16 protein-coding genes are annotated in these 15,400 nt (G+C 72.0%); 7 read left to right on the forward strand and 9 right to left on the reverse strand.

Features of this window, described 5'->3' with window-relative positions:
* From ACI6PP_RS20580 to ACI6PP_RS20600, 5 genes are all read left to right on the forward strand, one after another.
* Positions 1-692: MerR family transcriptional regulator (locus tag ACI6PP_RS20580; RefSeq protein WP_421113566.1), on the forward strand; the 692-nt coding region annotated here is incomplete at its 5' end.
* Between the two features lie 51 nt (positions 693-743).
* Positions 744-1,190 (forward strand): VOC family protein, encoded by a 447-nt coding sequence (locus ACI6PP_RS20585; RefSeq protein WP_421113567.1) that lies wholly within the window; start codon positions 744-746, stop codon positions 1,188-1,190.
* 151 nt (positions 1,191-1,341) lie between these two features.
* Entirely contained in the window at positions 1,342-2,217 is an 876-nt protein-coding gene (locus ACI6PP_RS20590) for a DUF4394 domain-containing protein (RefSeq protein WP_421113569.1), read from the forward strand.
* 25 nt (positions 2,218-2,242) lie between these two features.
* A complete protein-coding gene (locus ACI6PP_RS20595; RefSeq protein WP_421113570.1) occupies positions 2,243-2,776 on the forward strand; it encodes an RNA polymerase sigma factor in 534 nt (177 codons plus the stop codon).
* Entirely contained in the window at positions 2,773-3,447 is a 675-nt protein-coding gene (locus ACI6PP_RS20600; RefSeq protein ID WP_421113571.1) for an anti-sigma factor family protein, read from the forward strand. Before ACI6PP_RS20595 ends, ACI6PP_RS20600 begins: the two co-directional genes overlap by 4 nt.
* A gap of 354 nt (positions 3,448-3,801) precedes the next feature.
* Here the strand turns inward: ACI6PP_RS20600 and ACI6PP_RS20605 are convergent, their stop codons facing one another.
* Both ACI6PP_RS20605 and ACI6PP_RS20610 read right to left on the reverse strand, forming a co-directional pair.
* The gene (locus tag ACI6PP_RS20605; RefSeq protein ID WP_421113572.1) at positions 3,802-4,944 is read right to left on the reverse strand and encodes an acyl-CoA dehydrogenase family protein; all 1,143 of its coding nucleotides are present in this window, start codon (positions 4,942-4,944) and stop codon (positions 3,802-3,804) included.
* Positions 4,941-6,104: a CaiB/BaiF CoA transferase family protein gene (locus ACI6PP_RS20610; protein WP_421113573.1), complete on the reverse strand. Its 1,164-nt coding sequence runs from the start codon at positions 6,102-6,104 to the stop codon at positions 4,941-4,943. The genes ACI6PP_RS20605 and ACI6PP_RS20610 overlap by 4 nt, the downstream gene beginning before the upstream one ends.
* A gap of 17 nt (positions 6,105-6,121) precedes the next feature.
* Between ACI6PP_RS20610 and ACI6PP_RS20615 the strand changes: the two genes are divergently transcribed.
* Complete coding sequence (locus ACI6PP_RS20615) at positions 6,122-6,967, forward strand: alpha/beta fold hydrolase (RefSeq protein WP_421113574.1); 846 nt, start codon at positions 6,122-6,124, stop codon at positions 6,965-6,967.
* Here the strand turns inward: ACI6PP_RS20615 and ACI6PP_RS20620 are convergent.
* The 7 genes from ACI6PP_RS20620 to ACI6PP_RS20650 all read right to left on the reverse strand — a co-directional run bounded on the left by ACI6PP_RS20620 (position 6,955) and on the right by ACI6PP_RS20650 (position 13,756).
* A complete protein-coding gene (locus ACI6PP_RS20620; protein ID WP_421113575.1) occupies positions 6,955-7,689 on the reverse strand; it encodes an amino acid ABC transporter ATP-binding protein in 735 nt (244 codons plus the stop codon). The two genes, ACI6PP_RS20615 and ACI6PP_RS20620, sit on opposite strands and share 13 nt — an antisense overlap.
* Positions 7,686-8,540, reverse strand: coding sequence for an amino acid ABC transporter permease (locus ACI6PP_RS20625; protein ID WP_421113576.1), 855 nt, complete (start codon positions 8,538-8,540; stop codon positions 7,686-7,688). The genes ACI6PP_RS20620 and ACI6PP_RS20625 overlap by 4 nt, the downstream gene beginning before the upstream one ends.
* On the reverse strand, positions 8,537-9,415 hold the full coding sequence (locus ACI6PP_RS20630; RefSeq protein WP_421113577.1) for an ABC transporter substrate-binding protein: 879 nt from the start codon (positions 9,413-9,415) through the stop codon (positions 8,537-8,539). Before ACI6PP_RS20630 ends, ACI6PP_RS20625 begins: the two co-directional genes overlap by 4 nt.
* Before the next feature lie 192 nt (positions 9,416-9,607).
* Positions 9,608-10,471, reverse strand: coding sequence for a carbohydrate ABC transporter permease (locus ACI6PP_RS20635; protein WP_421113578.1), 864 nt, complete (start codon positions 10,469-10,471; stop codon positions 9,608-9,610).
* Positions 10,468-11,478, reverse strand: a complete 1,011-nt coding sequence (locus ACI6PP_RS20640) for a carbohydrate ABC transporter permease (protein ID WP_421113579.1) — start codon at positions 11,476-11,478, stop codon at positions 10,468-10,470. Before ACI6PP_RS20640 ends, ACI6PP_RS20635 begins: the two co-directional genes overlap by 4 nt.
* Positions 11,479-11,489: 11 nt before the next feature.
* Entirely contained in the window at positions 11,490-12,737 is a 1,248-nt protein-coding gene (locus ACI6PP_RS20645) for a sugar ABC transporter substrate-binding protein (protein ID WP_421113580.1), read from the reverse strand.
* Between the two features lie 11 nt (positions 12,738-12,748).
* Positions 12,749-13,756: a LacI family DNA-binding transcriptional regulator gene (locus ACI6PP_RS20650; protein WP_421113581.1), complete on the reverse strand. Its 1,008-nt coding sequence runs from the start codon at positions 13,754-13,756 to the stop codon at positions 12,749-12,751.
* Between the two features lie 161 nt (positions 13,757-13,917).
* Here ACI6PP_RS20650 and ACI6PP_RS20655 point away from each other — a divergent pair.
* A partial coding sequence (locus ACI6PP_RS20655) for an amylo-alpha-1,6-glucosidase (protein ID WP_421113582.1) occupies positions 13,918-15,400 on the forward strand: 1,483 nt, incomplete at its 3' end.

A 15,400-nucleotide genomic window follows, 5' to 3' on the forward strand; every position in this document is an offset into this window, starting at 1 on the left:
TGACGGTCGACCAGCTGGCCACCCGCGTCGGGATGACGGTGCGCAACGTCCGCTTCTACGCCGGCCGCGGCCTGATGCCGCCGCCGCGACGAGTCGGACGGCAGGGCCTGTACGGCCCCGACCACATCGCGCGGCTGGAGCTGGTGCGCGAGCTGCAGGCGCACGGGTTCACCCTCGCCGCGATCGAGCGCTACCTCGAGCGCATCCCGGCCGACGCCCGCCCCGAGGACGTCGCCCTGCACCGCACGCTGCTCGCACCGTGGCTGCCCGACCTCCCCGAGACCGTCGACCGCGCGACGCTCGAGACCCGCGCCGGCCGTCCGCTCAGCGACGACGACGTCGAGGTCCTGCTCGCGCTCGGCGTCGTCGAGCCCACCCCCGAGGACGACGCCTTCCGGCTCGCACCGGCCCACCTCGGCATCGGCGTGGAGATGCTGGACCTCGGGCTGCCGCTCGAGGCGGCCGCCGCCGTCCAGCGGATCTACGCCGCCGGGGCGCGGTCCGTCGCCGAGCAGGTGACCGAGGTGTTCCGCACGCTGGTCTGGCCGCACCTGCGCAGCTCGGGCCAGTCGCCCGAGGCCATCGCCGCCGTCGTCGAGCGGTTCAAGCCGCTCACCGTGCAGGCCCTGGTGGTCGCGTACGAGGATGCGGTGGACGAGACCAAGCGCGAGACGATCCGGCGCCGAACCTAGACCGGGCCCGGCGAGGGGTCTCGGACCATCCGCACCGACCGAGGAGCACCCATGCCCGAGAGCACCAAGCCCGCCGCGCTGATCGGCCAGATCCACCACGTCCGGGTCAGCGTCACCGACCTCGCCCGCTCGCGCGCCTTCTACGAGGGCGTCCTCGGCTTCGAGCCCGCGATCGACTCCGACGCCGACGAGACCGACCCCGCCGTGCGCGAGCGTCCCGACGTGTTCTTCGGTGGCGTGGTCTACGCCGTCGGCGGCAACCTGTTCGGCCTGCGTCCGATCGAGCCCGGCTCCACCTCGTTCGACCCCACGCGGGTCGGCCTCGACCACGCCAGCTTCCAGGTGGGATCGCGCGACGACCTCGTGACCGTCGCCGGGCAGCTGGACGAGGCCGGTGTGGAGCACGGCGAGATCATCGACATGCCCGACGCCGGCATGTCGATCCTGTCCTTCCAGGACCCCGACGACATCAACCTCGAGCTCATCGCGACGGCCTGACCGTCCGTCCGGGGTAGTTTCGCCGCACGGTGAACGCCGCTGGCCCATCGGACGTACACCCTCTCGAACAGCGCGGTGGACCGTGAACCGAATCACCCCGCGGCGCATCTGACAGCTGAACGACCCTGAACGTCCACGACAGGAGACCAGCATGAGGACCATCCGCAAGACCGCCGTCGTCGCCGGTGCGGCCGGCGCACTGATCGTCACCGGAGCACTCTCGGCCAGCGCGATCACCGCCCCCAAGGCTCTCGACCCGGGCGTCCGCGTCGTCGGGCTGACCTCGACCAACGGCATCACGTCGATCAACACCGGCACCGACAAGGCGTCCACGACCAAGTCGATCAAGGGCCTCAACGGCAACGAGAAGGTCGTCGGCATCGACTACCGTCCCGCGACCAACAAGCTCTACGGCCTCGTGCTCCGCACGAACGACACCCTGCGCGTGGTGAAGATCAGCCCGGCCACCGGCAACACCTACAGCTCCAAGACGCTCGTGGACGCCGCCGGCGCGGCGATCAAGTCCACCGGCTCGAGCTTCGGCGTCGACTTCAACCCCACCGTCGACCGTCTGCGCGTGGTCAACGAGAAGGCCGACAACTACCGGATCAACGTGGACACCGGCGCCACCACCGTCGACGGCAAGCTCGCCTTCGCCGCGGGCGACGCCAACGCGGGCAAGACGCCGCGCGTCCCGTCCGTCGCGTACACCAACAGCCGCGGCGGCCCGTCGGCCACGGGCACCACGGTGCTCTACGACATCGAGGCCGGCACCGACGCGCTGCTGCGCCAGGCCCCGCCGAACGACGGCACGCTGAACACCGTCGCCAAGCTCGGCAAGGACGTCCGCGGCTCGACCGGCTTCGACATCGCCAACGTCGGCGGCACCGACATCGCGCTCATCTCCAACACGAGCAAGGGCCAGACCAAGCTCTACAAGATCAACCTGGCCAACGGCGCGACGCTGCAGAAGTCGGAGATCAAGAATAAGACGATCATCGGTCTCGCGGCCCCCACCGGCCGCTGACCGCACCGGGCTCGGAGGCACGCCGGTGACGTCGGGCGCACCGCTCGACGTCACCGCCGCCTTCGACGCCCACGCGAAGCCCCTGCTGGGCTTCCTCGTCAACGCGCTCGGGGACCACGCCCGGGCGGAGGACCTCCTCCAGGAGACCTTCGTCCGGGCGTGGCGCCGTCGCGACACCTACGACGCCACCGTGGCGTCCGAGCGCACCTGGCTGTTCGCCATCTCCCGGAACCTGGTGGTCGACGACGTGCGGGCCCACGCCCGACGTCCGCGCACCGTGCCCGAGCTCGACGACTCCGCACCGGTCGACCTCACCCTGCAGGCGACCCGCCGCCGCGTCGACGAGGACGTCGAGGTGCGCCTGCAGCTGCTGGAGGCGCTGGCCACGCTGTCGGACGAGCACCGCCAGGTGGTGGCCGTCGTGCACCTGCAGGGTGGCACCTACGCCGACCTGTCCGACCGCACCGGCACGAGCGTCGCCACGCTGCGCAGCCGCATGCACTACGGCCTGCGCGCGATGCGCGCAGCGCTCGAGACCAACGGATGGAGGACGCCATGAGCGACGACCGCGACCGGCTCGCCGAGCTCCTCGGGGCCGCGGCCGCCGACGACCTCTCGCCCGCCGAGCGGGCCGAGCTGCTCGACGTCCTCGGCGACGACCCCGAGGCCGCCGACCACCTCACCGACCACCAGGACCTCGTGGCCGCGCTGCGCTCGAGCGACCTGCGGTGGCGCGACGTCGAGGTGCCGGCCGGCACGCGCGACCGGGTGCTGCGGCAGACCGTCGGCGGACGACGTCGCACCGGCACGCTCCTGGCGGCCGCCGCGACAGCCGCCGTCCTCGCCGGCGCCGGCGGCTACGCCGTGGGCGCGCGGTCCGACGACGCCCCGGCCGCCGTCAGCGGAGGGCCCGGCACGCTCGGCGCCGTCGAGCCCGTGTCGTTCAGCTCGGTGCCCGACGGCGTCGACGTCGACGCGTCGCTCGTCGCGCACACCTGGGGCACCGAGACGGTGCTCGACGTGTCGGGGCTGCCGACCGGTGGGCGCTACACCGTCGTCCTCGCCGGTGTCGACGGCGACACCCTCGACACCGGCTCGTTCGTCGCCGTCCCCGACGTCACCGACTGCCGGATGAACGGCGCCGTCCCGCGCGAGGACGTCGCCGCGCTGCGCGTCGTCGACTCCGACGGCGCCACCGTGATGAGCGCCGACCTGCCTGTTGTCGGCTGAGGTCTCAGGGCTCCTCGGCTTCGAGCGGCGCGGCCTCTTGGGCTGCTCGGTCGACGAAGTGCGCACCTACGGACGGGGGTGCTGCGGGTGGGGAAGCCGGCCGGCCTGACGTCTCGGTGGGCGGGACGGCGGCGCCACCTCCCCCGGGAATCTGTCCCGGACCACGGGAAACTTCCCGTGGATCCGGCAGTTCTCCAGGGGAGGTGGGACTGGTGTGGCAGGTGAGGGAAGCCGTCTCACCCCACGAGACCGGAGGCCGGACAGCAGCGCCGGGGAACGACCACCGCGTCCGTAGCCGCGCCCTTCGACCGCGCATCAGCCCCCACGGACGGCACCGCTGAGCACGGCACCCGGCTACAGCCCCATCGTCCGCCCGATGATCTCCTTCATGATCTCGGTGGTGCCGCCGTAGATCGTCTGCACGCGGGTGTCGAGGTAGGCCTGGGCGATGGGGTACTCGCGCATGTAGCCGTAGCCGCCGTGCAGCTGCAGGCAGCGGTCGACGGTCTCCTTCTGCAGCTCGGTGGTCCACCACTTGCCCATCGCGGCCTCGGACACCGACAGCGTGCCGGCGTTGAGCTCCTCGATCGACCGGTCGACGAAGACCTGCGCCACCTGGGCCTTGGTCTCGAGCTCGGCGAGCACGAACCGCGAGTTCTGGAACGAGCCGATGGGCTTGCCGAAGGCCTTGCGCTCCTTGACGTAGTCGAGCGTCAGGTCGATGACGTTGCGGATGGCGGCCGCGGCGATCACCGAGATGCTGAGGCGCTCCTGGGGCAGGTTCTCCATCAGGTAGACGAAGCCCTTGCCCTCCTCGCCGAGCAGGTTCTCGACCGGCACGCGGACGTCGGAGAAGAACAGCTCGGCGGTGTCCTGGGCCTTCATGCCGAGCTTGTCGAGGTTGCGGCCGCGCTCGAAGCCCTCCATGCCGCGCTCCAGCACGAGCAGCGAGACGCCGGCCGCTCCCGCCGACGGGTCGGTCTTCACCGCGACGATCACCAGGTCGGACAGGATGCCGTTGGAGATGAACGTCTTCTGGCCGTTGACGACGTAGTGGTCGCCGTCGCGGACGGCCGTGGTGGCGATGGACTGCAGGTCCGAGCCGGTGCCGGGCTCGGTCATCGCGATGGCGGTGATCGTCTCACCGGAGCAGAAGCCCGGGAGCCAGCGCTCCTTCTGCTCCTGCGTCGCGTACGCGAGCAGGTAGCCCGAGACGATGTCGGTGTGGATCGCGAACCCCGGGCCGCTGGCGCGCGCCCGCGACAGCTCCTCCTGGACGATCGCGTTGTAGCGGAAGTCGACGGTGCCGCCGCCCCCGTGCTCCTCGGGCATCATGAAGCCGAGGAACCCCTGCTCGCCCGCGGCCTTCCAGATCTCGCGCGGCACGTGGCCCTGCTCCTCCCACTGGGCGTGGTGGGGGGTGATCTCCTTCTCGACGAAGGTGCGCATCGACTCGCGGAACGCATCGTGGTCGGGCTCGAACAGGGGTCGCTTCATGTCGGGTCTCCGTTCTGGGTGACGACGCCCGACGCGAGCAGCGCCTCGACGTCCTGGACGCCCCACGCCGTCAGCGCGGCGCGGGTGTCGGCCCCCGTCGGCGACGGGGGCGTGGTGAGGGTGGCGGGCGTGCGGGAGAAGCGGGGAGCGGGTGCCGGCTGCACCGTGCCCGCGTGCTCGACGTAGGTGCCGCGGGCGGCCAGGTGCGGGTGCTGCGGCGCGTCGCCGAGCGCCAGGACCGGCGAGACGCAGGCGTCGGTGCCGTCGAACAGGGCGGTCCACTCGGCCTGGGTGCGGGTGGCGAAGGTGTCGGCCAGCACCTGGCGCAGCGCCGGCCACTGCGACGGGTCGTCGCGGTCGGGGGCGTCGTCGAGCCCGAGCAGCCGCAGGGCGACCGCCCAGAACTGCGGCTCGAGCGCCCCGAGCGACATCCACCGGCCGTCCGACGTCTCGTAGACGTCGTAGAACGGGACGCCGGAGTCGAGCAGGTTGGTGCCGCGCTCGTCGGACCACGCGCCGCCCCGCAGCATCGCGGTGATCATGGTCGCGAGGTGGGCCGTGCCATCGACGATGGCGGCGTCGACCACCTGCCCCTGGCCCGACGTGCGCGCCTCGAGGACGGCGGCGAGGACGCCGACGACGAGGTACATCGCGCCGCCGCCGAAGTCGCCGACGAGGTTGAGCGGGATCTGCGGCGGACCGCCCGCGCGTCCGAGGGGCGACAGCGCGCCCGCGACCCCGATGTAGTTGACGTCGTGGCCCGCGGACTGGGCGAGCGGACCGTCCTGGCCCCACCCCGTCATCCGCCCGTAGACCAGCGCGGGGTTGCGGGCCAGGCACTCCTCCGGGCCGATGCCCAGACGCTCGGCGACGCCGGGACGGTAGCCCTCGAGCAGGACGTCGGCGTGCTCGACGAGGTCGAGCACCACGCCCACGCCCTCGGGGCTCTTGAGGTCGACGACCACCGACGGCCGCCCTCGGGCGAGCAGGTCCTTCTCCGGCGGCAGCACGGCCAGGCCGGGCTTGGGACGGTCGACGCGGATCACGTCGGCACCGAGGTCGGCCAGCAGCATCGCGGCGAACGGTCCGGGGCCGATGCCCGCGATCTCCACCACGCGCACACCGGCCAGGGGGCCGCTGCGTGTCTCCTCGGTCGTCATGGGTCGATTGTGACACCATGACTGTCATGGTCGTCAAGCAACGACGGCGGGAGGGGCGGTCACCGGTGGGCGTCTCGTTCGTCACCACCCGCGTCGGGTCCGGCGACCCCGTCGTCCTCGTGCACGGCATCGGGCACCGTCGTCAGGCGTGGGACCCGATCGTGCCCGTGCTCGCGCGTCACCGCGAGGTGGTCGCGGTCGACCTGCCCGGCTTCGGGGAGTCCCCCGGCCTGCCGCCCGACCTGCCCTACGACATGCCCACGACCGTGCAGAACTTCGCCAAGCTGTTCGCCGAGCTCGGCCTCGAGCGCCCGCACGTCGTCGGCAACTCGCTCGGAGGCGCCATCGCGCTCGAGCTCGGCGCGGCGGGTCTGGTCCGCAGCGTCACGGCGCTGTCGCCGGCCGGGTTCTGGGACCCGCTGGCCAGGCGGTGGGCCCTCACCCTGCTGTCGACCATGCGCTGGGCCTCGATGGCGCCGCCGCCACTCATCGCCGGCCTCGCCCGCTCGCGGCGCCTGCGGAGCCTCGCGATGTCGCCGGTCTTCGCCCACCCCGAGCGCATCGGTGTCGAGTCGTTCGTCGACGACGCGGCGCTGCTGCGCACGTCGCCCGCGTTCGGCCCGACCCTCGCGGCCGGACGCGACTACGACTGCTTCGCCGTGCCCGACGTGCCCACGCTCGTCGCGTGGGGCGACCACGACCGGGTGCTGCCGCCGTCGCAGGCCAGGCGAGCGCGCGAGCGCCTGCCGCGGGCCCGGCACGTCAGCCTCGCGGGCTGCGGGCACGTCCCCATGATCGACGACCCCGACCTCGTCACCGCGGTGGTGCTCGAGGGCACCACCGCGACCGGTCAGCGCAGGTAGCGCTCGAGGAAGGTGCGGCAGGCGTCCGTCCGCGGCGAGCCCAGCACCTGCTCGGCAGTGCCCTGCTCGCCGACCACGCCGTGGTCGAGGAAGACGACGCGGTCGGCCACCTCGCGCGCGAACGGGATCTCGTGGGTGGCCATCACGATGGTCCAGCCCTCGTCGCGCAGGCCGCGGACGACGTCGAGCACCTCGCCGACGAGCATCGGGTCGAGCGCCGACGTCACCTCGTCGAGCAGCAGGACGCGCGGGCGCATCGCGACGGCGCGGACGAGCGCGACGCGCTGCTGCTGGCCGCCGGACAGCGCGTCGGGGTGCGCAGACGCCTTGCCCTCCAGGCCGAAGCGCGCGAGCAGCTCGCGGGCGTGGGCCTCGGCGTCGCGGCGCGCGGTGCCCCGGACGCGGCGCGGCGCGAGCGTCACGTTGTCGAGCACCGACAGGTGCGGGAACAGGTTGTAGGCCTGGAAGACCATGCCGATCTCGGCGCGGACGGCGTCGACGTCGGCCTCGGGGTCGGTGATCTCGGCACCGTCGAGGTGGATGGTGCCGTCGTCGACGGTCTCGAGCAGGTCGATGCAGCGCAGCAGCGTGGACTTGCCCGACCCGGACGCGCCGATGAGCACGACCACCTCGTGCGCGTCGACCTCGAGGTCGATGCCGCGCAGCACGGCGTCGTCACCGAAGTGCTTGCGGACGCCCTTCACCTGCAGCAGCGCGGTCATGCGCCACCGGCCTGACGACGCGCGGCGCGGACCGCGAGCCAGTCGGTGAGCCGCGCCAGCGGGATGGTGGCCACGACGAAGAAGACCGCGGCGACGACGTAGGGCGTGAAGTTGAAGTCGCGGCTCGACACCTCCTGGGCGCGGCGCAGGATCTCGCCGAGCCCGACGAGCGAGGCCAGCGCGGTGTCCTTCTGCAGCGACACGAAGTCGTTGAGCAACGGCGGCCCGACGCGTCGCAGCGCCTGCGGCAGGACGACGTGGCGCAGCGTCCTGGCGTACGACAGGCCGAGCGCGCGTCCGCTGGCCCACTGCGTGGGGTGCACCGACTCGATGCCGGCGCGGATGACCTCGGCGACGTACGCCCCGTAGCTGAGCGTCAGGGCCACGACCGCGAGCACGAACAGGTTGGTGGGCACGCCCTGAAGCCCGAGCGCGGGCAGGCCGAACCCGACGAGGAACACCACCAGGATCGTGGGCGTCCCGCGGAACACGTCGGTGTAGATCGTGGCCAGGATCTTGACGGGCGTCAGCGCCGGCGCGGGCACCACGCGGATCACTGCGATGAGCGTGCCGAGCAGCAGGATGAACACCTCGGCGACCAGGAACAGCCCGATGTTCAGGACGAACGCGCGCAGCAGCAGCGGGAACGCCTCGGCGGCGACGTCGCCGGAGAGGTAGGTCTCGCGGACACGGTCCCAGCCGGGCGCCGAGAGCACGCCCGCCACCAGGACGCCGAGCACGACGACCGTCGAGACCGCGGCCACCGTGCCGCGTCGACGCGTCCGGCGCCGACGCAGCTCGTCACGCTCGCGCTGCCGCTCGCTGGGGACCCACCCCTCGAGCGTCGTCACGAGAGCTCGGGGACCCCGGTCGTCTGCGACAGCCAGGTCTGCTCGAGGTCGCCGAGCGTGCCGTCGTCCTCGAGCGTGCCGAGCGCGCGGTTCACGCAGCCGACCAGCGGGCTGCCCTTGGCGAACAGCAGGCCGAACGCCTCGGACTCGCCGGTCTCGGGCTGGAACTGGCCGATGACGTCGCCGTCGTCCAGCTCGGCCGCGGCGATGTAGTACGCGGTGGGCAGGTCGACGACGAGGCCGTCGATCTGGCCGTTCTGCAGGGCCTGGGTGGCGGCGTTGGAGTCGTCGTAGACGCGCGGCTCCTTGGTGGGGTCGATCTGCGAGATCGCCTGCAGCGAGGTGGTGCCCACCTGCGCGCCGAGCTGGGCGTCCTTGAGGTCGGCGAAGCTCTTGGCGTCGTCGAACGGGCTGCTCCCGAGCGTCACGACGGCCTGCGCGGCCTCGTAGTACGGGTCGGAGAAGTCGACGGCCTTCTCGCGGGCCGCGGTGATGGAGACCTGGTTGATGTCGAAGTCGAACTTCTTGTCACCCGGCTGGTAGCTGGAGTTGAACGGCACGGTGATCCACGTGACGTCGTCCTTGGCGTACCCGAGCGCGTCGGCCACGGCGTACGCGACGGCGCTCTCGTAGCCCTTGCCGTTGGTGGGGTCGTCGTCCTCGAACCACGGCGAGTAGGCCGGCGAGTCCGTGCCGACCGTCAGCTTGCCCTTGGTCTGGGTCTCCAGCTTGTCCGGCGAGCACTGGGCGTCCGACGTCGGGCTGGCGCTGGAGCTGCTGCTCGAGGAGTCCTCGGCGGGCGCGCAGGCGGCGGCGAGGAGGAGGGCGGCGACGGCGGCGAGCGTCCCACCGCGGCGACGGTTGATCGAGGTCATGGGCGAATCGTAGAACGCTCACCTACCGCCCCGGCGCTCCGTCTCACCGCACCTCTCCCCCACCCGCCGAGTGGCGCAATCTCGGGGTCGACACGCGTGTTTTGCCCCGATTCTGCGCCACTCGTTCCGAGTTTTGCGCCACTCGGCGGCGGGCAGAACGGTCGGGGAGACGCAGGGTGCGGGTGGCGTCGCCTACTCCTTCACCGCACCGGCCGAGGCGTTCATGATCCGCTTCTGGAAGACGAAGAAGACCACGGCGACGGGCAGCGTCATGACGGCGGCCGCGGCCAGCTTGAGCGGGTACTGGGTGCCCTGGCTGAGGGCGCCGGACGCGAGGTTGGCGACGCCCTTGGTGAGCGTGGTCAGCTCGGGGCTCTGGGTGGAGACGATGAAGTGGTTGAGCTCGTTCCAGGACGCCTGGAACGACAGGATCACGATCGTCATCACCGCGGGCCGTGCCATCGGCAGCACGATCGACCAGAACGTGCGGAAGGTGCCAGCGCCGTCGATGCGGGCCTGCTCCTCGACGCTGACGGGGATCGACTCGAAGAAGTTTTTCATGATGAACACCGCCGCGGCGTCAGCCATCAGCGGCACGATCATCCCGGCGTACGAGTCGTACATGCCGAGCTGGTTCAGCACCAGGAACTTGGGGATCAGCAGCACCACGTTGGGCACCGCCATCACCGCGACGAGCGCCGCGAACACGAACGCGCGGCCGCGGAACGTCAGCCGGGCGAGCGCGTAGCCGGCCAGCGAGCAGAAGAAGACGCGGGCCAGCGTGACGACGACGGTGACGATGGCCGAGTTCTTGAACCACGTCGGGAAGTCCGAGCTGCCGAAGAGCCGGGAGTACGCCTCCCCGGTCCACGTCGAGGGGACGAGCGACAGCGGGTCGACGGCCGCCTCGGCCTCGGTCTTGAACGACGTCGCGACGTCGACCAGGAACGGGAAGATGTAGACGATCGCCAGCACGACGAGCACGAGGTAGGTGAGGGCGTCACCGCCCAGCGCCCCCGTGCCGCGCTTCCTCGGGGTGACCTGCGTGGTCGTCATCGTGCACCTGCCTTGTCGCGCAGGACCCACCGCTGCAGCACCGTCAGCGCGACGATGATGGCGAACAGGATGAACGCGATCGCCGCGCCCTGGCCCCACTGCTGGGTGTTGAACGCCGCGTTGAACGACAGGTACGCGGGCGTGAGGGTCGTCTTGCCCGGGTTGCCCTGGGTGCCGGTGTAGATCTGGTCGAACACCTGCCAGGTGCCGATCAGCCCCAGCGTCAGCACCGTGAACATCGTGGGCTTGAGCATCGGGAGCGTCAGGTGGCGGAACCGCTGCCAGGCGTTCGCACCGTCGATCTGCCCGGCCTCGTCCACCTCGCCGCCCAGGTTCTGCAGCGCCGCGATGAACAGGAGCATGAACGTGCCCGACGTGGTGAAGATGGCCATCAGGATGAACGCCGTCATCGCCACGGACGGTCCCGACAGCCACTCCCACCAGCTGATGCCGAGCAGGTCGTGGTTCGCCAGCGCGCCGGGGGCGGTGTCGACGCCCACCGCACCGAGCACCAGGTGCAGCAGCCCGCGCGGGTCCTGGAACCAGTCGGGCCCGTTGATCCCGACGTACGACAGCACCTTGTTGACCGCGCCGGTCGAGCTGAACAGGAACAGCCACAGGACGGTGATCGCCACCGAGCTCGTCACGGACGGGAAGTAGAACGCCGTGCGGAAGAACCCGCGCCCGCGCAGCACCCGCTTGTTGACGAGCATCGCCAGGAACAGCGCGAGCGCCGTCTGCAGCGGGACGACGAGCGCCACGTAGTAGACGTTGTTGCGCATCGAGGTGCCGAAGTCACGGGCAGCGCGCCCGTCGCCGGACAGGATCGCCGCGTAGTTGTCGAACCCCACGAAGCCGACGTCGGAGGAGAACGGGCTCCCCCGCCCGCGCCAGTCCGAGACGCTGACCCACAGGGCCATGAACACGGGCAGGACGAGGAACAGCCCGAGGATCAGCACGACCGGCGACAGGAACGTCCAGCCGGCGGCCGTCTGACGTCCACTCACCCCACGGCGGCTCACTGGCTGTCGGCGACGACGGACTCGAGATCCTTCTGCGTGGTGGCGAGGATCGTCTTCGGGTCGGAGTCGGCGAGCGTGGGCAGCTTGGAGTTCAGGTCGTCGATGACGTCCTTGGACCCGAGCAGCGTCGGCACGTTCTTGGCGAACGCGGCCGAGTCGACGAACGCGGCGTCCTCGGGGTACTCGGTCTTGAACGGGTCGGCACCGGACTCGATGGACGGCATCACGCCGAACGCCTTGGCGAAGCCGAGCTGGTCGTCCTGCGACGTCAGCTTCTCGACGAGCTCGCGCGCGGCGGGCTTGTTGTCGGAGTCGGCGGCGATGCCCCAGCAGTTGGTGAACTGCAGCGTCGCCTGGCCCGCGGGGCCGGCCGGCAGCTCGGCCACCTGGTACTCCACGTCGGGGAAGTCGTTCTCCAGGCCGCCGCGGATCCAGTTGCCCTCGATCGTCATCGCGGCCTGGCCCTTGCCGAACGCCTCGCCGCCCCAGCCCGCACCGATGTCGGTGGTGAACTTGAGCGAGCCGTCCGACAGCAGGCTCTTGACGTAGTTCAGGCCCTCGACGTTGGCGTCGCTGTCGGCCGTGGCCTTGGTCTGGTCGTCGTTGAGCAGGCCTCCTCCGGCCTGGGCCATGAAGGCACCGACGCGGGCGTACTCGGGGCTGATCGACAGGCCGACGGTGTCGCCCTTGGTCAGCGTCTTCGCGACGGACGCGAGGTCGTCCCACGTCTTCGGGACGTCGGCGTCGGTCAGGCCGGCCTCGGACCACTTCTGGCTGTTGATCACCAGGCCGAGCGTGGAGAAGTCCTTGGGCGCGCAGAACACCTGGTCGTCGTAGGTGAACGCCTGGGTCAGCGTCGGGTAGAAGTCGTCGATGTTCGGCAGGTCCTGGGCGTACGGCTCCAGGGAGCCGTTGTCGGCGTAGCCCGCGAACGTGTCGGACGCGACGTAGAAGACGTCGGCCGGGTCACCGGAGGCGAAGCCCTGGCTGAGCTGCTGCGGCAGGTCGGACGCGGTCGTCACGGTGGCACCGGTGCCCGACTCCTTCGCCCAGGCCGCGACGGCCGACTCCACGGCCTTGGTCTCGGCGTCGCCGGACGACCCGATGAGCACGCTGAGGTCGCCGCCGGACTCCCCCGAGCCGGAGTCGTCGAAGCTCGACCCACCGCAGGCGGTGAGCGTCAGCGCGCCGGCGGCCAGGAGGGCTGCGAGCGCGGACGGGCGTCGAAGGACGTGGGGGGACATGGCGTTCTCCTTCAGGGGTGGGCCAGGGCCACGGGCTCGTCGCGGACGACGAGACGCGGCTCCAGCAGGACGTGCCGGTCGGGTGTGGACGGCAGGACGGGAGGGACGGGGTCGCCGAGGGTGCGGGCGAGCATGGCGACGACGTGCGCGGCGGCGGCCTCGACGGGCTGCGCGACGCTGCTCATGCCGACCGCCGCGGCCACGGGGGTGTCGTCGAAGCCGACGACGGCGGTGGTGCGGTGGAACGCGCCGAGCGCGAGCGAATCGCTGGCGCACACGAGCGCGGTGGCGCCGGCGTCGAGCAGACGCGCGGCGGCGTCCGAGCCCTGCCGGACGCCGTCGGTGACGGCCTCGTCGAGCACGGCGTCGTCGCCGAGGACGTCGCGCCAGCCGGCGCGGCGCTCGTCGCCGGCACCCGACCCGGCGGGCCAGCCGAGGAAGCCGATGCGCTCGTGGCCGAGGCCCCGCAGGTGACGGGTCGCCGCCGCGGCGCCGGCGCGACCGTCGACGTCCACCCACTGGTGCACCGAGTCGCGCGGGTCGACGCCCGCGCTCCAGGGGCGGCCGAAGGTCGCGAACGGCACCTCGTGGTCGAGCAGCCAGCGGGTGCGACGGTCGCCGTGGTGCGTGCTGGTGAGCACGAAGGCGTCGAGGTCGGCGGTCTCGAGCAGCTCGTCGTACGCGGCGATCTCGCCGTCGTCGTCGGAGGCGGAGAAGATCACCAGGCGGTAGCCGGCGTGCGCGGCGTTCTCGGTGAGCGCGTGCACGAACGCGTCGAGGATCGAGCCGTTGATGCCGTCCTGGAGGGGCATCAGACGGAGACCGACGTTCATCGAGCGCCGGGTGCGCAGCTGACGGGCCGCGACGTGGGGCCGGTAGCCGGTGGCGTCGATGGCGGCCTGGACGCGCTCGCGCGTCGCCGGGCTGACCCGGTCGGGGGCGTTGAGGACGTTGGAGACCGTCTGGCGGGAGGTGCCGGCGCGCTCGGCGACGCTCGACAGCGTGGCTCGTGACGACATGCGCACCTCCCGACGATGTGGATTCGATCGATCCAACGCCGCCCCCGACGTGGATTTGATCGATCAAATGTGGATGGCCCATGATGAGACGGACGTCACCGACCTGTCAACAGCAGGGTCGGACGCATGCCGAGACCCAGCACCCCGAGACCGGAGCGCCGATGCCGATCCGCCAGCCCTTCCTGCACGACCTCGCCGTCGTGCTGCTCGCCCCCGTCCAGGCCTGGGGCGACACCGCCGGCCAGGTCCGCGAGGAGGGCGCCCACGGCGTCTACCGCGGCGACGTCCGCGTGCTGTCGCGCGCGGTGGTCACCGTCGACGGCGCCGAGCCCGAGCCGCTGTCGCACGTGCTGCCGGGCAGCGACCGCGCGACGTTCACCTCGGCGCTGCGCAGCGTCGCCGCACCGACCGCCGACCCGCAGCTGCTGCTCGACCGCGAGCGGGTGCTCGTCGGCGACGACCTCCGCGAGACCCTCGTCGTCCGCTCGGCGCTGCCGACGCCGTCGCACGTCGTCGTCGAGCTCGACCTCGCGAGCGACCTCGCGGGGCTCGAGGACGTCAAGAGCGGTGCGCGTCCGGCCCTCGTCGCACCCGACGACCTGGTCTGGACGCGCGGCGGCACCTCCGCGTCGCTCGACGCCGGTGACGCCGAGGTGACGGTGAGCGGCGCCGAGGTGCGGCTGCGGTGGGACGTCGAGGTGCCGGCCGACGGCGAGGTGCGGCTGGCCTGGGGCCTGTCGACGTCCGACACCGCGCCCGTGGTGGCGGCGGCGTCCCGTCCGCTGGCGGCCCTGGCCCACTCCGTCCGCACCGACGACCCGGCGCTGAGGCGGCTCGCCGCCCGCTCGTTCGGCGACCTCGACGGCCTGCTGATGGCCACCCGGGAGGCTCCGGACGACGCGTTCCTCGCCGCGGGCGCCCCGTGGTTCTTCACCCTCTTCGGCCGCGACACCCTGTGGGCCGCGCGGATGCTCGTCCCCGTGCGGCCCGAGCTCGCGGCGTCGACGCTGCGCGTGCTCGCGGCGCGTCAGGGCGTGCGCACCGACGCCGAGACCGCCGAGCAGCCCGGCAAGATCCTGCACGAGGTGCGGGCCGAGGCGATGGTGATGCCCGGCGAGAACGCCGGACGCGGGCTGCACCTGCCGCCCGTCTACTACGGCACCGTCGACGCGACCCTGCTGTGGGTCGTCGTGCTCGCCGAGGCCTGGCGGGCCGGCATGCCCGACGACGAGGTGCGGGCCCTGCTCCCGGCGCTCGAGGCCGCGCTGGGCTGGCTGCGCGACCACTCCGACTCCGACGGCGACGGCTTCGTCGAGTACGCCGACGAGAGCGGCCGCGGTCTGGCGAACCAGGGCTGGAAGGACTCCGGCGACTCGATCCGCTTCGCCGACGGCTCGCTGGCCGACGGCCCGATCGCGCTCGCCGAGGTGCAGGGCTACGCCCACGAGGCCGCGCTCGCCGGGGCCGACCTGCTCGAGGCGTTCGGCCGTCCGGGCGCCGACGACTGGCGCGCGTGGGCGGCGGCGCTGAGCGAGCGGTTCCGGGCGGCGTTCTGGTGCGAGGACGACCTCGGCGCCTACCCCGCGCTCGCGCTCGACGCGCACAAGCAGCGCGTGGACGGCGTGGCCAGCAACATGGGCCACC

The organism is Solicola agrisoli, assembly GCF_049059935.1.
GTDB lineage: Bacteria > Actinomycetota > Actinomycetes > Propionibacteriales > Nocardioidaceae > JAURVT01.

What these genes read in the sequence shown, in the direction of transcription:
- ACI6PP_RS20585 (WP_421113567.1), top strand. Translation starts at nt 744, where the DNA reads ATGCCCGAGAGCACCAAGCCCGCCGCGCTGATCGGCCAGATCCACCAC.
- ACI6PP_RS20590 (WP_421113569.1), top strand. Translation starts at nt 1,342, where the DNA reads ATGAGGACCATCCGCAAGACCGCCGTCGTCGCCGGTGCGGCCGGCGCA.
- ACI6PP_RS20600 (WP_421113571.1), top strand. Translation starts at nt 2,773, where the DNA reads ATGAGCGACGACCGCGACCGGCTCGCCGAGCTCCTCGGGGCCGCGGCC.
- ACI6PP_RS20605 (WP_421113572.1), bottom strand. Translation starts at nt 4,944, where the DNA reads ATGAAGCGACCCCTGTTCGAGCCCGACCACGATGCGTTCCGCGAGTCG.
- ACI6PP_RS20610 (WP_421113573.1), bottom strand. Translation starts at nt 6,104, where the DNA reads ATGACGACCGAGGAGACACGCAGCGGCCCCCTGGCCGGTGTGCGCGTG.
- ACI6PP_RS20615 (WP_421113574.1), top strand. Translation starts at nt 6,122, where the DNA reads ATGACTGTCATGGTCGTCAAGCAACGACGGCGGGAGGGGCGGTCACCG.
- ACI6PP_RS20620 (WP_421113575.1), bottom strand. Translation starts at nt 7,689, where the DNA reads ATGACCGCGCTGCTGCAGGTGAAGGGCGTCCGCAAGCACTTCGGTGAC.
- ACI6PP_RS20630 (WP_421113577.1), bottom strand. Translation starts at nt 9,415, where the DNA reads ATGACCTCGATCAACCGTCGCCGCGGTGGGACGCTCGCCGCCGTCGCC.
- ACI6PP_RS20635 (WP_421113578.1), bottom strand. Translation starts at nt 10,471, where the DNA reads ATGACGACCACGCAGGTCACCCCGAGGAAGCGCGGCACGGGGGCGCTG.
- ACI6PP_RS20645 (WP_421113580.1), bottom strand. Translation starts at nt 12,737, where the DNA reads ATGTCCCCCCACGTCCTTCGACGCCCGTCCGCGCTCGCAGCCCTCCTG.
- ACI6PP_RS20650 (WP_421113581.1), bottom strand. Translation starts at nt 13,756, where the DNA reads ATGTCGTCACGAGCCACGCTGTCGAGCGTCGCCGAGCGCGCCGGCACC.